The organism is Faecalibacterium sp. I3-3-33 (assembly GCF_023347295.1).
In the GTDB taxonomy this organism is placed as follows: Bacteria; Bacillota; Clostridia; order Oscillospirales; family Ruminococcaceae; genus Faecalibacterium.
The window spans coordinates 274,703-291,262 of record NZ_CP094469.1 but is presented as its reverse complement, the minus strand read 5'-3'; the positions used below and the strand labels follow the sequence as shown (position 1 = coordinate 291,262).

The following is a 16,560-nucleotide window of genomic DNA, read 5'->3' as shown; positions in this document are numbered from 1 at the left end:
GGGTTCCGGAAACGCCCGCGGGCGTTTCCGGAACCCTTTTTTCCTAATAATTTTTCCTTATTCCTCAAATTCCAGATCGCTGGGCTGGATGAGGTCAAGGGGAGCGGCGGGCTCGGCGATAAGGCGGCGGCTCTGGTTGAAGATGGCCTTTTCCAGCGTGTTGCGCGCCAGACGGCCATTGCCGGCGGTGCGGCTGTCCAGCGCCTGACGGCGCTTATAGTAGCCCAGCAGCGGGAAGGTGCAGCCCTCGGCAAGGCGGTAGCCCTTGCCCTTTGCCAGCACGGTGGTGATGTCCAGCAGCTCGTCTGCGGTGTAGTCCGGGAATTCGATCTTGTTGGGGAAGCGGCTGGCAAGGCCGCTGTTGGCGGTGAGGAACACTTCCATTTCCTTGGTGTAGCCCGCAAGGATGACCACCAGCTCGTCCCGGTGATCCTCCATGCCCTTTACAAGGGTGTCGATGGCTTCCAGTCCGAAGCTGTCCTGCTGGCCGCGGTACAGGCTGTACGCCTCGTCAATGAACAAAACGCCCCCCAGTGCGCTCTCGATGACGCTGTTGGTCAGCGGGGCGGTGTGGCCGGTGTAGCGCCCCACAAGGTCGGCGCGGGTCACCTCCACCAGCTGCCCGCCCTTGAGTGCGCCGATGGCCTTGAGGTACTTTGCCACCAGCCGGGCAATGGTGGTCTTGCCGGTGCCGGGGTTGCCGGTAAAGATCATGTGCATGGACAGGCTTGCGGTCTTGAAGCCCGCCGCCGCGCGGCGCTGCTGCACCTGTAAATTGTCTGCCAGACCGAACACATACTCCTTGACCGGGGCAAGCCCCACCAGCGCATCCAGCTCGGCGCGGATCTGCTCCACTGCGCCGGTGCAGGCCACCGGCAGCAGGCTGAACAGGTCTGCCGGGGCGGCACCGTTCAGCGCAAATTGCAGCCCCTCGGGCGCGGCGGTCAGCGCCACCGTGCCGGACAGCTTTGCATCGGTCTGCAAGCAGTACTCGCTCAGGGCGCGGAAGATGCGCTCGCAGCAGTCTGCCAGCCCCTCTGCGCCTTTTTCCTTAGAGCACTGCGCCGCCACATAGTCCCGCACCTCCGCCCCGGCGGCGAGGGTCAGCCCCAGACGGCTGTTCACCCGCTGCGCCAGCGCGTTCAGCTGCTGCGCCGCCAGCGCCGCCAATGCCTCCGGGGTGAAGGAGACGGTCTGGCACACATCCCCTACCGCTGCCACAAAGGGCGCGCCGAACTTATCCGCCAGCGCCTCCCGCCCCTTGCGGGAGAAGAAGATCAGGTACTTGCCGCAGGGGTCGATGCGGCTGACCGCGCCGGGGGCAAGCGCCGTACCGGCTTCCACCAGAATGCCCTCTTTGTTCACCAGATACCGGCTGGACAAAGGCGCACTGCCCTTGACCGCGAGGTCGGAGAGGATGCGCAAAAAGCCGGGGTGGCAGCTCTCGTAGTGCTCAAACACCACGATCTCGCCCGGGGCGTGCAGGGCGGCGTAAAGGTCCTGCAAAAACAGCTTTTCCGCGCCGGGGTCGGGGTAGAGCGCAAGATCCATCACCGCCATCCGGTCGCTCTGCAAAAGCCCCCGCGCCGCCATGATGCGGGCGGTCTCGGCCAGTGCAAAGTGCCGTCCCGTGCCCGGTGCACCCCACAGCAGGATCACGTTGCGGGCGGCTGCGCCCTCTGTGCCCAGCACAAAGGGGCGGCGCATGGCCCGCACCACGCTGTCTACAAAGGCATCCTGCCCGAGGACGGTCTTTTTCACCTCGGCGGCAAGGCCTTCAAAGCTGCCCAGCTGCTCCGGCTTTGTGTCTGCCGTGCCCTTTGCCAGCAGGCCGTCTGCTTCCATATCCCGCAGCATCTGACGGCTGTCCTCCAGCGCCGTCTGCACCCCGGCATCCTGCGCTTTCAGCCGGGCGTTCTGCTGTTTGAGTAAGGCGTCCAGCTGCTTTTGCTGTTCCAGCAGCGCCGCGTTCAAATCTGGCAAGCCGTTGCCCGCCGGTTTTTCGGGCTGCGGCTTTTCCGGCTGCGGCTGCGCGCCGCCGAACTTCAGTTTGCCGCCCGCGCCGAACACGCCGTTCATCAAGCTTTCCCAATCATCGGTATATGCCATGGTGCTGCCCTCCATCGGTGTTTTTTCTTCCAGTATAGTGAACTGCGCGGCATTTTGCAAGCATAAAAAAGCTCCCCCTTTCGGGGGAGCCGGATGGGTTCTGCGCTGTTTTCTCAGCCCTTGCAGCCCTGCTCTTCCCAGTCGCCGAAATCCTTGGCATCGGCGATCTTGGTGGCATCGAACTTGCCGCTCTCGTCCTTGGGGGCAACGGCGGGGCCGGCCTCCACGGGGTTGGCGTTCGGGGCTTCGGGGTCGTACACCGGGCGCTGGGCGGCGGTCTCCGGCTGGGTCTGGGGTGCGTTCTCAGCAGGGGCGGGTGCTTCCGGTGCGGCTTCCTCAGCAGCAGCTTCTGCGGCGGCATCGGCAGCCTTGGCCTCTTCCTTGGCCTCGGCCTCTTCGTAAGCCTCGGCGGTCTTTTCGGCCTCCTCGGCGTCCTTTTCGGCTTCCTCCGGGAACTCGACCTCCTCCACATGGAGCGGGTCTTTCTGGTTCAGGATCTTGTCCAGCACCACGATGGCAGCGCCGGTGACGGCCACGGCAGCAGCCGTGCCAAGAATACGGAACAGAGTTTTCATACCAGAACCTCCTTGTGATAAATAAACGTTAAGAGAACGTTACGACCTCTTCTAAGGGCTTTTCGGCGGGCTCTACCGACACAGCGGTCAGCACCGGGCCCTTGCCCCGGTAGATGTTGTGGAACTTATAGCCCACCTTGGCGGTCACCCGCACCCATGCGCGCTGCTCCAGCGCCTTGTAGCCATCGTAGCTGCAGGGGAAGCCCACAAACTGGATATCCTGCACGCAGCAGGTCATGGCAAAGCGGCCGGGCACAAAGCTGTTTTTACCGGCGCGGTTGGTCTGGCAGACCTGTGCCAGAAAACGCACTGTCTTGCCGGTGTACTTCTGGGGCTCGTCCTGACAGTCCATGTACCAGATGCCGAAATCGTCATCCGGGATGTCGATGGGGTCGGCGTTGATATCAAAGGGCAGCGGGTCGGGGATATCGTCGTAGGCTACACTGCCGTCCTTGAACTCGTAGGCGATATCGCACTTGCGGGAAGCCTGCCGCACCAGCTTGTGCAGTTCCTGCCGGGCGTCATCGTTGTTCACGGCTTCGGCGCGGTTGAACACGATCAGCTCGCTGCGGGCGATCTTGTCCAGCATCAGGCTGCGCATGGAGTTGTCGCGGGCGTAGGTCAGGGCGGTGGTGCCGTCGGCAGTGGCAATGCACTGGTACACCAGCCAGTTCTCGGGCAGGGCATCCGCTAAATCCTGCAGCAGCCACATTCCGTTGTACTCGATGACCACGCGGCCTGCGTCTGCTTCCTTACCCAGCTTTGCAAGGTTCTGGGGGTTCAGCTCGGACTTATCCTCCAGCACCTTCACGGTCACGCCGGGGAAGGCGAACTTCTTCTCGTTATACTCCTCTTCGCCCTCCTCGCAGATCAGCAGCAGGGTCTTGTCGCCGGAGTCGAAATTGGGGTCTTCAAAGGTCTCCTGAATAAACTTGGTCTTGCCGCTTTCCAGAAAGCCCACAAACAGGTAGACCGGGATCTCTTTTGCCATAATAAATGGTTGCTCCTTCTCTCAATGATTTCTGCCGGAAGGGGTTCTCAGCAGCCGAACAGCTGGGCGATGGCGGTCTCGTTCAGCTTGGAGCCGATGACCACCAGCTTGCCGCCCACGTCTGCGCTGCGGCTGCGCACTTCCCACTCGCCGGGCACATAGTCGAACTCCAGCCAGCCGTCTGCGCCGCCGTCCACGATGCCCTTGCTGCGCAGGATCATGCCGTAATTGCCGGTATCCAGCTCGGTGAGGGCGTGCTCCACCTCAGCCTTGGTGAACTTGCGGGCCGTCTCCACGCCCCAGCTGGTGAACACTTCATCGGCGTGGTGGTCGTGATGATGATGACCGCAGCAGCAATGACCGTCATGGTCGTGGTGATGCTCGTGCTCCTCGTGGTCATGGTCATGACCGCAGCCGCAGTGGTCGTCATGGTCGTGGTCATGCTCGTCATGGTCATGGTGATGATGCTCATGCTCGTGCTCGTCATCATCTTCATCATGATCGTGGTGGTGGCCGCAGCAGCAATGGTCATCGTGGTCATGCTCGTCGTGGTCGTGGTGATGATGCTCGTGCTCATCATCATCGTCGTCATCATCGTCATGGTCGTGATGATGGCCGCAGCTGCACACACCGTTCTCATCGTAGTGATGATGGTGATGCTCGTGCTCCTCGTCCTCGTCCTCGTGGGCGTGCTCTTCGTTTGCCTTGGCAGCCATGGCGATCAGCTCAGCCTTGAAGTCATCCTTGGTGGACATGGCCTTCAGGATCTGCTCACCGGTCAGGTGATCCCATGCGGTGGTCACGATGGTAGCGGTGGGGTTCTTTTCGCGCAGCATTGCCACGGCAGCGGCGATCTTTTCCTCGCTGGCGGTCTGGGTGCGGCTGAGCAGGATGCAGCTTGCGTGGCTGATCTGGTCATCGTAGAACTCGCCGAAGTTCTTCATATACATCTTGACCTTGTTCACATCGGCCACAGTGACAAAGCTGTTCAGCTGCACGTCCAGATGCTCGGCCACGCCCTCCACGGCGCGGGTCACATCGCTCAGCTTGCCCACGCCGGACGGCTCGATGACGATGCGGTCGGGGTGGTACTGCTCCACCACCTGCTGCAGAGCGGTGCGGAAATCGCCCACCAGAGAGCAGCAGATGCAGCCTGCGTTCAGCTCGTTGATCTGAATGCCGCTTTCCTTCAGAAAGCCGCCGTCAATGCCGATCTCGCCGAACTCGTTCTCGATCAGCACCACCTGCTGGCCCGCAAAGGCCTCGGTGATCAGCTTTTTGATCAGGGTCGTTTTACCGGCGCCAAGGAAGCCGGAGAAGATATCGATTTTAGTCATGTTCCAAATGCCTCTTTCTTTTTATCGCAATATTCGCAATTGTTAGCGCAAAGGGCCGCAGAGTGCTGACCCATAAAAATACTACATTTCTATTATAACAAGGCTGTCAATGGGAAACCGGCCTTTTTCAAGAAAAATTTGTAACTTTTTTTGCAAATTGACGGCGTTTTGGGGGGAGTTTTGCCCCCGCATTGCATTCTTCCCCGCAGAATGATACAATAGCAGCAGCAAACCATCGCCGCCGGACGTTTTTCCGGCAAACAACAGAAAGAGGGCTTTTGTTATGAGTATGAACACGGTTCCCAAGCGTCTGGCCGCGCTGCGTGCCGCTATGCAGGCAAACGGCGTGGACGTCTATCTGATCCCGGTGGGCGACCCGCATTCCAGCGAGTATCTGCCCGACCACTACACCTCCCTGACCTACTTCTCCGGCTTCCACGGTGAGAACTCCAACTTTGTGGTCACCATGACCGAGAGCGCCGTCTGGGCAGACGGCCGGTACTTTGTGCAGGCAGAGAAAGAGATCGCCGGTACCGAGATCCAGCTGATGCGCATGGGCGAGCCGGGCGTGCCCACCGCCGAGGAATACTGCGGCAAGGTGCTGCCCGAGGGCGGCACGCTGGGTCTGTGCGGCCTGACCGCCAACTGTGCACTGGTCAACAACCTGAAAAAGGCGCTGGAAGCAAAGCACGGCAGCATCAAGACCCTGTTCTTGGAGGACGAGCTGTGGGTGGAGGGCCGCCCTGCCCGCCCGGCTACCCCGGCATGGATCCTGCCCAAGGAGTACGCTGGCTTCTCCCCGGCAGAAAAGCTGGAGCAGCTGCGCGGCAAGCTGAAGGAGCTGGGCTGCACCGCCCAGCTGGTGGGCAAGCTGGATAATCTGGCTTGGCTTTTGAACCTGCGCGCCATGGATATCGAGTGCACCCCCTATGCCATGGCCTACTGCTACGTTACCCCGAGCCGCGCCGTGCTGTTCATCAATCAGGCACGGGTCACCCCGGAGGCCAAGGCAGAGCTGGAAGCCAACGGCGTGACGCTGGCCGACTACGACAGCATTCTGGACGTGATGGCTGCCGAGACCGAGCCCCAGACCGTGCTGGCGGAGAGCGCTACCGTGAACTACGCCGTGTATCAGGTGCTGGAAAACAACCCCGCCCTGACCGTGAAGGACGCCGCCGACCCGTTGCTGGCCATGAAGGGCGTAAAGAACGAGGTGGAGCTGGCACACCTGCGCGAGACCCATCTGCGGGACGCCGTTGCCATGGTGCGGTTCCAGATCGAACTGGAGAACCGTCTGGCTTCCGGCGAACAGCTGACCGAGCTGACCGTGGACGAGATCCTGCACAAGTACCGCAGCGCGGACGAGAAGTTCCTTGTGGAAAGCTTTGGCACCATTGCAGCCTACGGCGGCAACGCAGCCATGATGCACTACCACGCCACCCCGGAGGATCACGCCACCTTGCAGCGCAAGGGCTTTTTGCTGGTGGACAGCGGTGCTACCTACATGGACGGCACCACCGACATCACCCGCACCTACCCGCTGGGCGAGCTGACCGAGGACGAGCGGCTGTTCTACACCTGGACCTTGCAGTGCCACATCGACATTGCCAAGGCGGTCTGGCTGGATTACTGCGACTGCCACATGCTGGACACCATCGCCCGCGAGCCGCTGTGGCGTCACCTCATCAACTACCGCTGCGGCACCGGCCACAGCGTCAGCTTTGTGGGCAACGTCCATGAGGGCCCCCACGCTCTGAACGGCCGCAACACCACCCTGATGCGCCCGGGCATGATCGTCACCGACGAGCCCGGCGTGTACGAGGCCGGAGAGGTGGGCATCCGCATCGAGAACGAGATCGAGTGCTACCATAAGGCCGACAACCAGTACGGCACCTTCCTTGCCTTCCGTCCCATCACCTTTGTGCCCATTGCCACCTCTCCCATCGTGCCCGGCGTGCTGGACAAGGAGCAGGTCGCCTGGCTGAATGACTATCACCGCAAGGTGTTCGAGCAGCTGGCACCCCGCCTGACCGAGGACGAGCGCGCATGGCTGGCTGAGAAGTGCGCCGCCATCGGGTGCTGAAAAGTAGCTGCGCTTGTACGTTAAGGCGTAAACTATTATAAAAACCAAACGGTCTGGAGCCTGTATGGTACAGGGTTCAGGCCGTTTTTTGTAAAATATCTCTTTACGGCAGGACGCTCCTTGACATTATCGGTTTTATCCGATAAAATATAGATAGAAAGCTTCGATGTGAGGATGTAAAAATGCGGGAATACGATGTTGACTTCTTCATAAAGGAAAATGGCGATTGTCCGGTAAAAGAGTTTTTGCTCTCCCTTGACAAGAAGATGCGGGCAAAGCTTTTGGTAGAACTCGACCTGCTGGAAGAAAACGGTCCCCAGCTCAGAGAGCCCTATTCAAAGCATCTTGAGGACGGGATCTTTGAGCTCCGGGCGAAGCAGGGGTCGGACATCACACGCGTGCTGTACTTCTTTTTTGTAGGAAAGAAGATCGTCCTTACAAACGGATTCACAAAGAAAACCCAGAAAACACCCCGCGCTGAGATAGCGGCCGCGAAAAAATACCGCGCGGAATACATAGAGCGAAAGGAGAATCTCTCATGAGTGACTTTAGAAAATTCCTTGATGAACAGCTTGAGGACCCGGAGCTCAAGGCTGAATGGGATGCTTTGCAGCCGGAACGCGCACTGGTTCAGGCCATGATCGATGCACGCAAGCGCACCGGCCTGACGCAGCAGCAGCTGGCAGAAAAAACCGGCATCTCTCAATCCGACATCAGCAAATTCGAAACAGGCGGCGGCAATCCTTCCATCAAGACCTTGCAGCGTCTGGCGGCAGGCATGGGAATGATCCTTCAGGTTGAGTTCAAGCCTGCCACAGGCACCCACTGAGCTGCGGACACGTTCCGTTTTGACAGCATTTTTTGAAAATTGCGGTAGCTCGTCTACCCTGCAAAGGAAACCAAGCCATGATCTTTCACATTGCGATCTGCAGCCCGGACGGGGCGCTGCGCAGCAGGCTGGAACACCAGTGCATGGAGTTCTTCGCCCGGCGGGAGGACGCCTGCATCGTGGAGCAGCTGCAAAGCCCGGAGGCGCTTTTGCAGCAGGATGCCGCCGGGCTGCGGTATGAGTTGTACCTCATTGAACTCGCGGCGGTGGCCCGGCCCGAAGGCCTTGCGGCGGCGGCAGAGCTGCGCCGCCGGGGCCGCCGCGCGCCGCTGGCCTTTGTGGCGCGCACCCCGGCCCACGCATACAGCGCCTATCGGGTGGATGCCATGCAGTACCTGCTGCAGCCGGTGCACCAGACGGAAGTCTCTGCCCTGCTCAAGCGAGCGGTGGAGCCGGAATACGGCCCTACCCTTACCGTGACCACCGCCGACGGCGTGCGGGCGCTGGCCTATGCAGAGATCGAATATCTGGAATGCACCCATCATATCGTGCACTTCCACCTGACCACCGGGGAGGATGTGGCCTCCCTCTCGCTGCGGGTGCCTTTTTCCGCCGTGGCACAGCCGCTATTGGCGGACGGACGCTTTGTGCAGCCGCACCGCTCCTATGTGGTCAATCTGGAAGCAGTGCAGCTGCTGACACCCGGCGAGGTACGGATGCGCAGCGGGGCACGCATCCCCATCCCCCGCGGGCGGGAGACCGCCGTCCGGGAGGCTTTCTGCGCCCGATTGGGGTAAAAAGTAAAAAGCCGCTGCACATTCGTGCAGCGGCTTTTGTTTTACGGAAAATTATCACTTGGGCTGGTTTTTGCGTTTCAGCAGGGTCTGGACAGGGCCTGCGGGCGTGAAACGCTCCGACTGGGCAATGAGGGTGTGGTACAGCCGCAGCTGATTGCCACGGGCGATCCCCAGTTCGGTCAGCATCTGCTTGTAATGGGGGAACATCTGCAAGCGGCTGTTCACGATCTTGCCAAGATCCACATTGGTGTGCAGCAGGCTTTGGGGGTTCTGGATGTAGTAATAACCCGGGTCGGCAAGGGCGGTATAGGCCTTTGCCAGCCGGAAATACCGCACGTTGAACAGCTGATCCTCGTTGTAGATCTCGCGGGTGAACCAGAGCCCCGCGTTCATCAAAAGGCTGCGGCGGTACAGCTTGTTCCACAGCACGTTGAAATAGAAGGAGGAGGGCTTTTTCATGTATTCCTGCACAAACTCTTTCTGGCCATAGTTCCCGGCGGGCAGAAAGCTGTAAACGTTCACCTCCGGCTCGGCGGTGTCGGTCTGTACGCCCAGCTGCATCAGCAGCTTTTCGGTGCGCTGGCCGCTTTTGCTGGAATCCGGTGGGATCACCATCCAATAGGGTGCAATGACCAGATCGGCATAGTTCTTCTCGGCAGCTTCCACCATGCGGGCGGTAAAGGTGGGTTCAATATAATCATCGCTGTCCACGAACTGCAAATACTTGCCGTGGGCAGCGCGCATTCCGGCATTGCGGGTGAGGGGGATCCCCTCGTTCTCCTTGCTGATGACCACCACGCGGGGGTCTTTTGCCCGGAACTGCTCACAGATGGCAAGGCTGCCGTCCGGGGAGCCATCGTTCACCACGATGATCTCAAGGTTCTGGTAGCTCTGGCCGCAGATGCTTTCCAGACAGCGGGCAAGGGTCTTTTCCACGTTGTAAACGGGCACGATCACGCTGACGAGCGGGGTGTTCATGGGGTTCCTCCTTCACAGGCTTACTCCGTTCCGAGCTTCTGCTTTTTCTTGGCGGCAGCTTTTCGTCCGCTGCGCTCGGCGGCAAGCTCCGCTTCCTCGTCGCTGCCGGCAAAAAAGGCATACCAGTACTCTGCCGCGTCGCTCAATGCTTTCTGGATGCTGAGGGTGGGGCTTACGCTTTCCGCCAGCCCCAGCAGCGAGGCGTGCAGCTGGGTCTGCACCTCCTCGTAAAGGCCGAGTTTCGTGTAGAGATCCTTATAGTAATCTATCATTTGCAGACGGTTCTGCATGATGGTAGAAAGATTGATCTGGGTGTGGCAGATGCTCTGGGGGTTCTGGACATAGTAATAGCCCGGCTCTTCCAGCGAGACCACCCGCTCCACAAACTCCAGATACAGGATATTGAACTGCTGATCCTCGGCGTGGATCAGCTCGTTGGTAAACTCCAGCCCGTGGGCGTTCAATACGTCCCGGCGGTAGAGCTTGTTCCACACCACATTATAGAAAAAGGTCACGGGCTTTTCCATCAGGTGCAGCGCGTAGCTTTTCTGGTCGTAGACACCGGCGGGCAGAAAACCATACTCCCGGTACTCCACCTCCGGCTTTTTCCGGCGCAGCTTCTTTTTGGCGATGTCCTCCGGGTTGCTTGCCTTGGCCTTTTCCCGCTGCTGCTCCTTCTGGGTATCCCGGGGGATCTCCATCCAGTAGGGCGAGATGACCAATGTGGCATCATACTGCTCGGCGGCAGTCACCATACGCTGGGTGAAATCCGGGGCAAGGTGGTCATCGCTGTCCACGAACTGCAAATATTTGCCCTGTGCCAGCCGCATTCCCACATTGCGGGTGATGGAAAGGCCCTCGTTTTCCTTGTCCACCACCGTCACACGGGGGTCTTTTGCACAAAACTGATTGCAGATCGTAAGGCTGTCATCCGTAGAGCCATCGTTCAGCACGATGATCTCCAGCTCCTGATAGGTCTGGCCGCAAATACTTTCCAGACAGCGGGCAACACTATTCTGCGCATTATACACAGGCACGATAATGCTGACGAGCGGGTTTGTCATGACAGGGATCTCCTTTTGACGATAAGGTTTGGTTTTTTCGCTTCACCAAAGCACATCTTTGTAAAAAAGACGTAATTATTTATATTATCATACTCCTGTGGCACGCAAAATGCAAGAGGATGGGCGTTTTATCCATCCGGGCGCAGATAGTTTATACTTGCGCCCAGTCCAGCGCGTTCCAGTCCGGCAAGAACTGATCGCATACCCGGCGCAGGGCGGGAGCATCTGCGGCGCTGGTGGTGTCCTGAATGCCCACCAGATAGAAGCCGGCATCGTGGGCGGTCTGGGCGGCGTAAAGGGCATCCTCGCACACAGCGCACCCGGCGGGGTCTGTGCCGCCAAGGCGGTGCAGCGCCTCCATAAAGGGGGCGGGACTGCTTTTGCTCATGGTGCCCCGCGCCTCGATGTAAAAATCAAAGTATTCATCCACCCCAAGGCGGGTCAGCACGGTGCGGCACTGGCTGCTCCATGTGTTGGAGCACACGCACATCCGCGCGCCCTCGGCCCGCAGCCGGGCAAGGGTGTCCCGCACACCGGGCTTCAGCTCCACCTTCTCGTACAACTGGGCGATCACCTCGCGCATCACGTCCAGATAGCCGTTTCTGTCCAGCGGCAGCGCATATTCCCGGATGAGGTACTGTGCGCCGTCCTCCATGCCCATGGTCAGCAGGGTCTCGTGCAGGTCTGCCTTCGGGGTGCGGCCAAAGCGCGCCAGCAGTGCCTCCGGGGCACCCTCCCACACCACCACCATGCTGTCGGTCAGGGTGCCGTCCATATCAAAGATCCATTGTTTGCAGTGCATACTTTCCTCCTGTTGTGCGCCCCTCCGGGCTGCATCTATACTTATCTCCGGCTAGTATAGCACGAAACTTTCACAGGAAAAAGGCATGATCTCCGAAAATTCGGGAGAATTTTCCTTAAAAGTATGGTATAATTATAACAATCTTGGAAAATACCGGGAACGTGCACGGGAGGGCTTGATATGGAACGCAGAGAACCCACGCAAAAGGCGCTGGTGCTGGCAGGCGGCGGTGCGCGCGGCAGCTATCAGGTGGGCGTCTGGCGGGCTTTGATGGAGCTGGACTGGCACCCGCAGATCATTACCGGTACAAGCGTGGGCGGGCTGAACGGTGCCATGTTCGTGCTGGACCTGTACGAGACTGCCCGGGATATGTGGCTGACCATCCGCAGCCGGGATGTGATGGAGCTGCCGGAGGAAAACGCCGACTTTTCCGCACTGCATCAGTTTCTGCGCCGGGTGGTAAAGGAAGGCGGCATGGACGTGACCCCGCTGGAGGAGATCGTGGAGCGGGTGCTGGACGAGGACGCGCTGCGGGCAGCGCCCATCCGGTTCGGTATCGTGACGGTGGAGCAGCGCGGACTGCGTCCCCGGGAGCTGACGTTGGAGGATATCCCCGCCGGGCAGGTGCGGGACTACCTGATGGCTTCGGCGGCTTGCTTCCCCGCATTGCGGGCGCGGCAGATCGACGGGGTCAAGTTTCTGGACGGCGGGTACAGCGATAATATGCCCACCGGCCTTGCCAAGACCATGGGCGCAGAGGAGCTGGTCTGTGTAGATCTGGAGGGCGTGGGCATTACCCGCCCCAACCTGACCGGCCTGCCCACCACCATGATCCGTAGCTACTGGGAGTTGGGCGATATCCTCCACTTCGACCCCGACACCGCCAAGCGCAACATGGAGCTGGGCTATTACGACACCCTGCGCGCCTTTGGACGTATCCGGGGCTGTGCCTACGCGGTGGACAGCGGCACGGACAGCAGCGCCGATGCCGAAGCCTTCCGCGCAGCCTTTGACGCCGTGCAGAAGGAGGTACGGGAGAAGTACCCTGTCACCCTTACCGCCGATGCCGCTTTACTGCTGGCACGGATGAAGGACGCCCAGCTTGCCCCGCTGGAAGCCGCCGCCGAGGACGCCGGGGTAGACCCCACCCACTTTTATACCACCCGGACGCTGGCCGAGGCGTTTCTGGCGGCGTGCGACAAAGAGCGTATGGAAAGCTTTGCTCCGCTGTTTACGGGCAGCAGCACCGCCGGACAGGCGGCGCTGGCCGCTTTGCTGCCCAATACATTCTTACAGGCGCTGGTGTGGCGCACTTTGACCGCATCGGCTTTGCCGGAGGTGACAAAAGATGAAGGTTTATAAAGGCGTATCCGCTTCCCCCGGGCTGGTGCTGGGACAGGTGAGCCGACTGGAACATCATGTGGAGACCTTCAGCCACGGCCCTTTCAACCCGGAGCGGGAGCTGCGGCTGCTGGCAAACGCCGTGCACACGGCGCAGAACGAGCTGGACTCCATGGCGGAGCGCGCCGCCCCCACCGAGCAGGCCATCTTTTTGTTCCAGAGCATGATGCTGGACGACGAGGGCATGATGAACGAGGTGCGCTTTTGCATCAATGCGGGCATCAGCGCTTCGGCGGCGATGCATCAGGTGGGGCAGCGCTACGCCGACCAGCTGGCCAATATGAAGGACAACCCCTATATGCAGCTGCGCAGCGTGGATATTCTGGACGCCACCCGCCGGGTGATCAACATCCTGACCAACCGCCCCCGGGTGTGGCTGGCACTGGATCATCCGGTGATCCTTGCCGCCGACCGGCTGATGCCCACCGACCTGTTCAGCGTGCCCTCCGGCATGATCTTGGGCGTCATCACCGCCGAGGGCAGCGGCCAGAGCCATGCCGCCATCATTGCCCGGGCAATGAACATCCCGGGCATCGTGCAGGTGGGCAAGGATTTTCTGGACGACTGCGACGGACGCACCGTCATTCTGGACGCAACCAACGGCAACTGCATCCTTGACCCGGACGCCACAGCCCGCCAGCAGGCAGAAGCCAGCATCTGCCAGCTCCAGCGCGAGGACGCGGAGATGAAGCAGCTGCACAGCCTGCCGGACGAAACGCGGGACGGCGTACCCTTTGAACTGCTGGCCAACTGCTTCGGCCCGGAGGATATCGACACCGCCATGCAGTCCGGTGCAAAGGGCGTTGGGCTGCTGCGCAGCGGCTACATGATGCTGCCCGGGCGCATTCTGGACGAGCAGGAGCAGTATTTCTTCTATTGCTCCTGTCTGGCAGCCGCAAACGGCTGCCCGGTGACCGTGCGCACCTTCGACTTTGGCTCCGACCGCACCGTGGCCGATGCCAATCAGGGCCCGCAGTCCTCCAAGCTCGGCCTGCGCGGCATCCGCAACAGCCTGCGCCAGCCCCAGCAGTTCCAGACCCAGATCTGCGCCCTGCTGCGCGCAGCCGCCCGGGGGCCGCTGCGGGTGATGTTCCCCATGGTGACCGATGTAGAGGACTGGGACGCCGCCATGAACCTTGTGGAGCACTGCCGCCAGAGCCTGCGGGAGCGGGGCGTGCCCTTTAACGAAAATACCCCGTTCGGCGTGATGCTGAGCATCCCCGCCGCCTGCCTGACCGTGGAGGACTTTGTAGCCCACGGCTGCGATTTTCTGGTCATCGGCACCAACGACCTGACCCAGTACACCCACGCCGCCGACCGCGAGCTTGCCAGCGCGGAGCACTACTACCGCCCCGCCAGCCCGGCCATGAAAAAGCTGATCACCATGGTGATGGATGTCGCCAGCGCGCACCACGTCCCGGTGACCATCTGCGGCCTTGCCGTGGGCAACCCCGCCAACACGGCGCAGTACCTGCACCTTGGTCTGCGCAGCTTCTCGGTAAGCCCGCAGAATCTGCTCAAGGTAAAGCGAGCTCTGCTGGACACCGATGCCCACCCGGATGCAGGGAAAAATGCCTGAAAATGCTTTACAAAACGTAATATAACATAAAGTAATAAAAGGCTGCTGCACAACCCCCTGTGCAGCAGCCTTTCAATGTTTATTACTCCAGATTCCCCGTCAGGGTCATGACGGCGGAGAGCACCGCCAGCGGGGCGGTCTCGCACCGGAGGATGCGGGGGCCAAGACCTACCGTTTTCGCCCCGGCCTTGGCGGCCATTCCGGCCTCCTCGGCGGCAAAGCCGCCCTCGGCGCCGGTCACGATGGCAAGGCGCAGCTTCTGCCCGTCGGCGGGCTTTGCCTCCGCCAGCAGCTGACGCAGGGGTGCGCCGCCGCACTCGTAGCAGAACAGCACCAGATCGTACTGGTCAAAGCTGCGGCACACCGCCCCAAAGTTCGGCAGCGGCAGGGCTACGTCCGGCAGAACGCCCCGGCCGCACTGCTTGGCGGCTTCCAGCGCAATGCGGTTGTAGCGCTCGTTCTTCTGCTCCTCCTTTTTGGGTGCGGCCACGCAGTAGCGGCTGAAGAAGGGCACGATGTGGGCCGCGCCCAGCTCGACCCCGTGCTTGATGATCTGTTCCAGCTTGTCCTGCTTGGGGTAGCCCGCCAGCAGCGTCACCTCCACGGTGGGCTCGGCGGCGCTGGGATAGCCCGGTTCTACGGCAAAGTCTACCCTGTCCTCCCCAAAGCCGGTAATGGTGGCGGTGTACTCCACGGCGTTGCCGTCGCAGAGGATGACGGTATCTCCCGGCTTTGCCCGCATCACCCGGGCAAGGTGATGGGCGTCCGCACCCCGCAGGGTGGCGGTACCGTCGGCAATTTCAGTGGTAAAGTAGCGGTGCGGCATACTGTGCGCTCCTTCTTATAATATTTGAATCTCAGGCCTTTTTGCAGATGATGCACTCCCAGCCGCGCTTTTCCTTGACTTCCACGACGAACAGACCGGCTTTTTCCAGCCCAGCGATCACCTCGTCCTTGCGGCTGTCGATGATGCCGCTGGCAATAAAGGTTGCACCCTCGGCCATCAGGCCGGGTACGGCGGGGGCAAGGCTGAGGATAGCGTTTGCCACGATGTTGGCGGTGATGATATCATAGGTGCCGCTGGCCTTGTCGGACAGGTCGCCCACCAGCACGGTGAGCTTATCCTGCACGCCGTTCAGGGCGGCGTTCTCCCCGGCGGTACGCACCGCCACGGGGTCGATGTCCACACCCTCGGCGCTGGCAGTGCCCAGCTTGAGGGCGGCAATGGCAAGGATGCCGCTGCCGGTGCCGATATCCAACACCCGCTCGCCGCCGCGCACCTGCTCGTCCAGCGCTTCAAGGCAAAGGCTGGTGGTCTCGTGACCGCCGGTGCCGAAGGCAAGGCCGGGGTCAAGGATCAGCTTGACCCGGTCGGTGTCGTACTGCTGCCACGAGGGCACCACAGCCAGACGGCTGCCGATCTCCATGGGGTGGTAGTATTTGCGCCAGCCGTTCTGCCAGTCCTCCTGCTCCACACCCTCAGTCTCCACGGTGTAGGGGATGCCGGCGGCCTCCATGCGGGCGGCGATGAGCGCCAGCGTTTCCACCTGAGAAGCGCCCGGCTCCAGATACAGGTGGATGATCACGGTATCCCGGGGCTTGTCCAGCAGCTCCTGCTCGATCAGGTCCACATGAGCGATCTCAGCAACCTGCTGCTCGATGTCGCTGTAATCCTCGATGTAGATGCCGCCCTCGGCGATCAGGGTGGCAACGGCTTCGGCGTTTTCGGCATCAGCCTTGGCCACGGTCAGGCGGATATCGGTCCATTCCATAGTACAAGTCTCCTTTTTTATCCTGGGGTGCATCTGAAAAGTCGAAAATCTAGTCTATTTCTACAAGCACAGCCGGATTTTGCGTTAAACAGCCTTGAAATCCACAAAGGATTCCTGCGGCTATTTGCCTTAAATCCCGCTTGTGCTTGCGAAATATTCGTCGTTTTCTTTGTTTTCAGATACACCTTAGCCCTTCCGGCAGCGCCGGAGGGAAAAATTCTGTTACCTGTATAGTACCCGATT

At 60.6% G+C, this 16,560-nt stretch carries 15 protein-coding genes; 6 read left to right on the top strand and 9 right to left on the bottom strand.

The genetic code is table 11. From position 1 onward, the window contains the following. Window positions 1-57 precede the first annotated feature (57 nt). The 4 genes from MTP39_RS01260 to MTP39_RS01245 form a co-directional block, all read right to left on the bottom strand. Window positions 58-2,124, bottom strand: a complete 2,067-nt coding sequence (locus MTP39_RS01260; RefSeq protein WP_442899408.1) for an AAA family ATPase — start codon at window positions 2,122-2,124, stop codon at window positions 58-60. 98 nt (window positions 2,125-2,222) lie between these two features. Continuing rightward, window positions 2,223-2,684 (bottom strand): hypothetical protein, encoded by a 462-nt coding sequence (locus tag MTP39_RS01255; RefSeq protein WP_249241151.1) that lies wholly within the window; start codon window positions 2,682-2,684, stop codon window positions 2,223-2,225. 28 nt (window positions 2,685-2,712) lie between these two features. After that, on the bottom strand, window positions 2,713-3,675 hold the full coding sequence (locus MTP39_RS01250; protein WP_005921643.1) for a TIGR03943 family putative permease subunit: 963 nt from the start codon (window positions 3,673-3,675) through the stop codon (window positions 2,713-2,715). Window positions 3,676-3,722: 47 nt separating this feature from the next. Then, complete coding sequence (locus MTP39_RS01245; RefSeq protein ID WP_249241150.1) at window positions 3,723-5,012, bottom strand: GTP-binding protein; 1,290 nt, start codon at window positions 5,010-5,012, stop codon at window positions 3,723-3,725. A gap of 283 nt (window positions 5,013-5,295) precedes the next feature. On the opposite strand from MTP39_RS01245, the gene MTP39_RS01240 reads away from it, so the two are divergent. From MTP39_RS01240 to MTP39_RS01225, 4 genes are all read left to right on the top strand, one after another. Then, window positions 5,296-7,095, top strand: a complete 1,800-nt coding sequence (locus MTP39_RS01240) for an aminopeptidase P family N-terminal domain-containing protein (RefSeq protein ID WP_249241149.1) — start codon at window positions 5,296-5,298, stop codon at window positions 7,093-7,095. A 182-nt stretch (window positions 7,096-7,277) separates the two neighbouring features. Then, window positions 7,278-7,637 carry a type II toxin-antitoxin system RelE/ParE family toxin gene (locus tag MTP39_RS01235; protein WP_249241148.1) on the top strand — a complete coding sequence of 120 codons (360 nt, stop codon included), beginning with the start codon at window positions 7,278-7,280 and terminating at the stop codon, window positions 7,635-7,637. Beyond that, window positions 7,634-7,924, top strand: coding sequence for a helix-turn-helix domain-containing protein (locus MTP39_RS01230; protein WP_249241147.1), 291 nt, complete (start codon window positions 7,634-7,636; stop codon window positions 7,922-7,924). Before MTP39_RS01235 ends, MTP39_RS01230 begins: the two co-directional genes overlap by 4 nt. A gap of 77 nt (window positions 7,925-8,001) precedes the next feature. Continuing rightward, complete coding sequence (locus tag MTP39_RS01225) at window positions 8,002-8,721, top strand: LytR/AlgR family response regulator transcription factor (RefSeq protein WP_249241146.1); 720 nt, start codon at window positions 8,002-8,004, stop codon at window positions 8,719-8,721. Between the two features lie 54 nt (window positions 8,722-8,775). Here the strand turns inward: MTP39_RS01225 and MTP39_RS01220 are convergent, their stop codons facing one another. The 3 genes from MTP39_RS01220 to MTP39_RS01210 form a co-directional block, all read right to left on the bottom strand. Then, window positions 8,776-9,699, bottom strand: coding sequence for a glycosyltransferase family 2 protein (locus tag MTP39_RS01220; protein WP_249241145.1), 924 nt, complete (start codon window positions 9,697-9,699; stop codon window positions 8,776-8,778). 20 nt (window positions 9,700-9,719) lie between these two features. Next, window positions 9,720-10,763 (bottom strand): glycosyltransferase family 2 protein, encoded by a 1,044-nt coding sequence (locus MTP39_RS01215; protein ID WP_249241144.1) that lies wholly within the window; start codon window positions 10,761-10,763, stop codon window positions 9,720-9,722. A gap of 151 nt (window positions 10,764-10,914) precedes the next feature. Further along, window positions 10,915-11,565: an HAD family hydrolase gene (locus MTP39_RS01210; protein ID WP_249241143.1), complete on the bottom strand. Its 651-nt coding sequence runs from the start codon at window positions 11,563-11,565 to the stop codon at window positions 10,915-10,917. A gap of 180 nt (window positions 11,566-11,745) precedes the next feature. Between MTP39_RS01210 and MTP39_RS01205 the strand changes: the two genes are divergently transcribed. Further along, window positions 11,746-12,927, top strand: coding sequence for a patatin-like phospholipase family protein (locus tag MTP39_RS01205; RefSeq protein ID WP_249241142.1), 1,182 nt, complete (start codon window positions 11,746-11,748; stop codon window positions 12,925-12,927). Further along, the gene (locus tag MTP39_RS01200; protein WP_249241141.1) at window positions 12,914-14,545 is read left to right on the top strand and encodes a phosphoenolpyruvate--protein phosphotransferase; all 1,632 of its coding nucleotides are present in this window, start codon (window positions 12,914-12,916) and stop codon (window positions 14,543-14,545) included. The genes MTP39_RS01205 and MTP39_RS01200 overlap by 14 nt, the downstream gene beginning before the upstream one ends. 82 nt (window positions 14,546-14,627) lie before the next feature. Here the strand turns inward: MTP39_RS01200 and MTP39_RS01195 are convergent, their stop codons facing one another. Both MTP39_RS01195 and prmA read right to left on the bottom strand, forming a co-directional pair. After that, window positions 14,628-15,371, bottom strand: coding sequence for an RsmE family RNA methyltransferase (locus tag MTP39_RS01195; RefSeq protein WP_249241140.1), 744 nt, complete (start codon window positions 15,369-15,371; stop codon window positions 14,628-14,630). Between the two features lie 31 nt (window positions 15,372-15,402). After that, window positions 15,403-16,317 (bottom strand): 50S ribosomal protein L11 methyltransferase, encoded by a 915-nt coding sequence (prmA, locus tag MTP39_RS01190; protein WP_249241139.1) that lies wholly within the window; start codon window positions 16,315-16,317, stop codon window positions 15,403-15,405. Between the last annotated feature and the right edge of the window lie 243 nt (window positions 16,318-16,560).

Excerpts from the sequence above, each read along its gene's own strand:
- MTP39_RS01260 (WP_442899408.1), bottom strand. The coding sequence starts at position 2,124 with ATGGAGGGCAGCACCATGGCATATACCGATGATTGGGAAAGCTTGATG.
- MTP39_RS01255 (WP_249241151.1), bottom strand. The coding sequence starts at position 2,684 with ATGAAAACTCTGTTCCGTATTCTTGGCACGGCTGCTGCCGTGGCCGTC.
- MTP39_RS01250 (WP_005921643.1), bottom strand. The coding sequence starts at position 3,675 with ATGGCAAAAGAGATCCCGGTCTACCTGTTTGTGGGCTTTCTGGAAAGC.
- MTP39_RS01245 (WP_249241150.1), bottom strand. The coding sequence starts at position 5,012 with ATGACTAAAATCGATATCTTCTCCGGCTTCCTTGGCGCCGGTAAAACG.
- MTP39_RS01240 (WP_249241149.1), top strand. The coding sequence starts at position 5,296 with ATGAGTATGAACACGGTTCCCAAGCGTCTGGCCGCGCTGCGTGCCGCT.
- MTP39_RS01235 (WP_249241148.1), top strand. The coding sequence starts at position 7,278 with ATGCGGGAATACGATGTTGACTTCTTCATAAAGGAAAATGGCGATTGT.
- MTP39_RS01230 (WP_249241147.1), top strand. The coding sequence starts at position 7,634 with ATGAGTGACTTTAGAAAATTCCTTGATGAACAGCTTGAGGACCCGGAG.
- MTP39_RS01225 (WP_249241146.1), top strand. The coding sequence starts at position 8,002 with ATGATCTTTCACATTGCGATCTGCAGCCCGGACGGGGCGCTGCGCAGC.
- MTP39_RS01220 (WP_249241145.1), bottom strand. The coding sequence starts at position 9,699 with ATGAACACCCCGCTCGTCAGCGTGATCGTGCCCGTTTACAACGTGGAA.
- MTP39_RS01215 (WP_249241144.1), bottom strand. The coding sequence starts at position 10,763 with ATGACAAACCCGCTCGTCAGCATTATCGTGCCTGTGTATAATGCGCAG.
- MTP39_RS01210 (WP_249241143.1), bottom strand. The coding sequence starts at position 11,565 with ATGCACTGCAAACAATGGATCTTTGATATGGACGGCACCCTGACCGAC.
- MTP39_RS01205 (WP_249241142.1), top strand. The coding sequence starts at position 11,746 with ATGGAACGCAGAGAACCCACGCAAAAGGCGCTGGTGCTGGCAGGCGGC.
- MTP39_RS01200 (WP_249241141.1), top strand. The coding sequence starts at position 12,914 with ATGAAGGTTTATAAAGGCGTATCCGCTTCCCCCGGGCTGGTGCTGGGA.
- MTP39_RS01195 (WP_249241140.1), bottom strand. The coding sequence starts at position 15,371 with ATGCCGCACCGCTACTTTACCACTGAAATTGCCGACGGTACCGCCACC.
- prmA (WP_249241139.1), bottom strand. The coding sequence starts at position 16,317 with ATGGAATGGACCGATATCCGCCTGACCGTGGCCAAGGCTGATGCCGAA.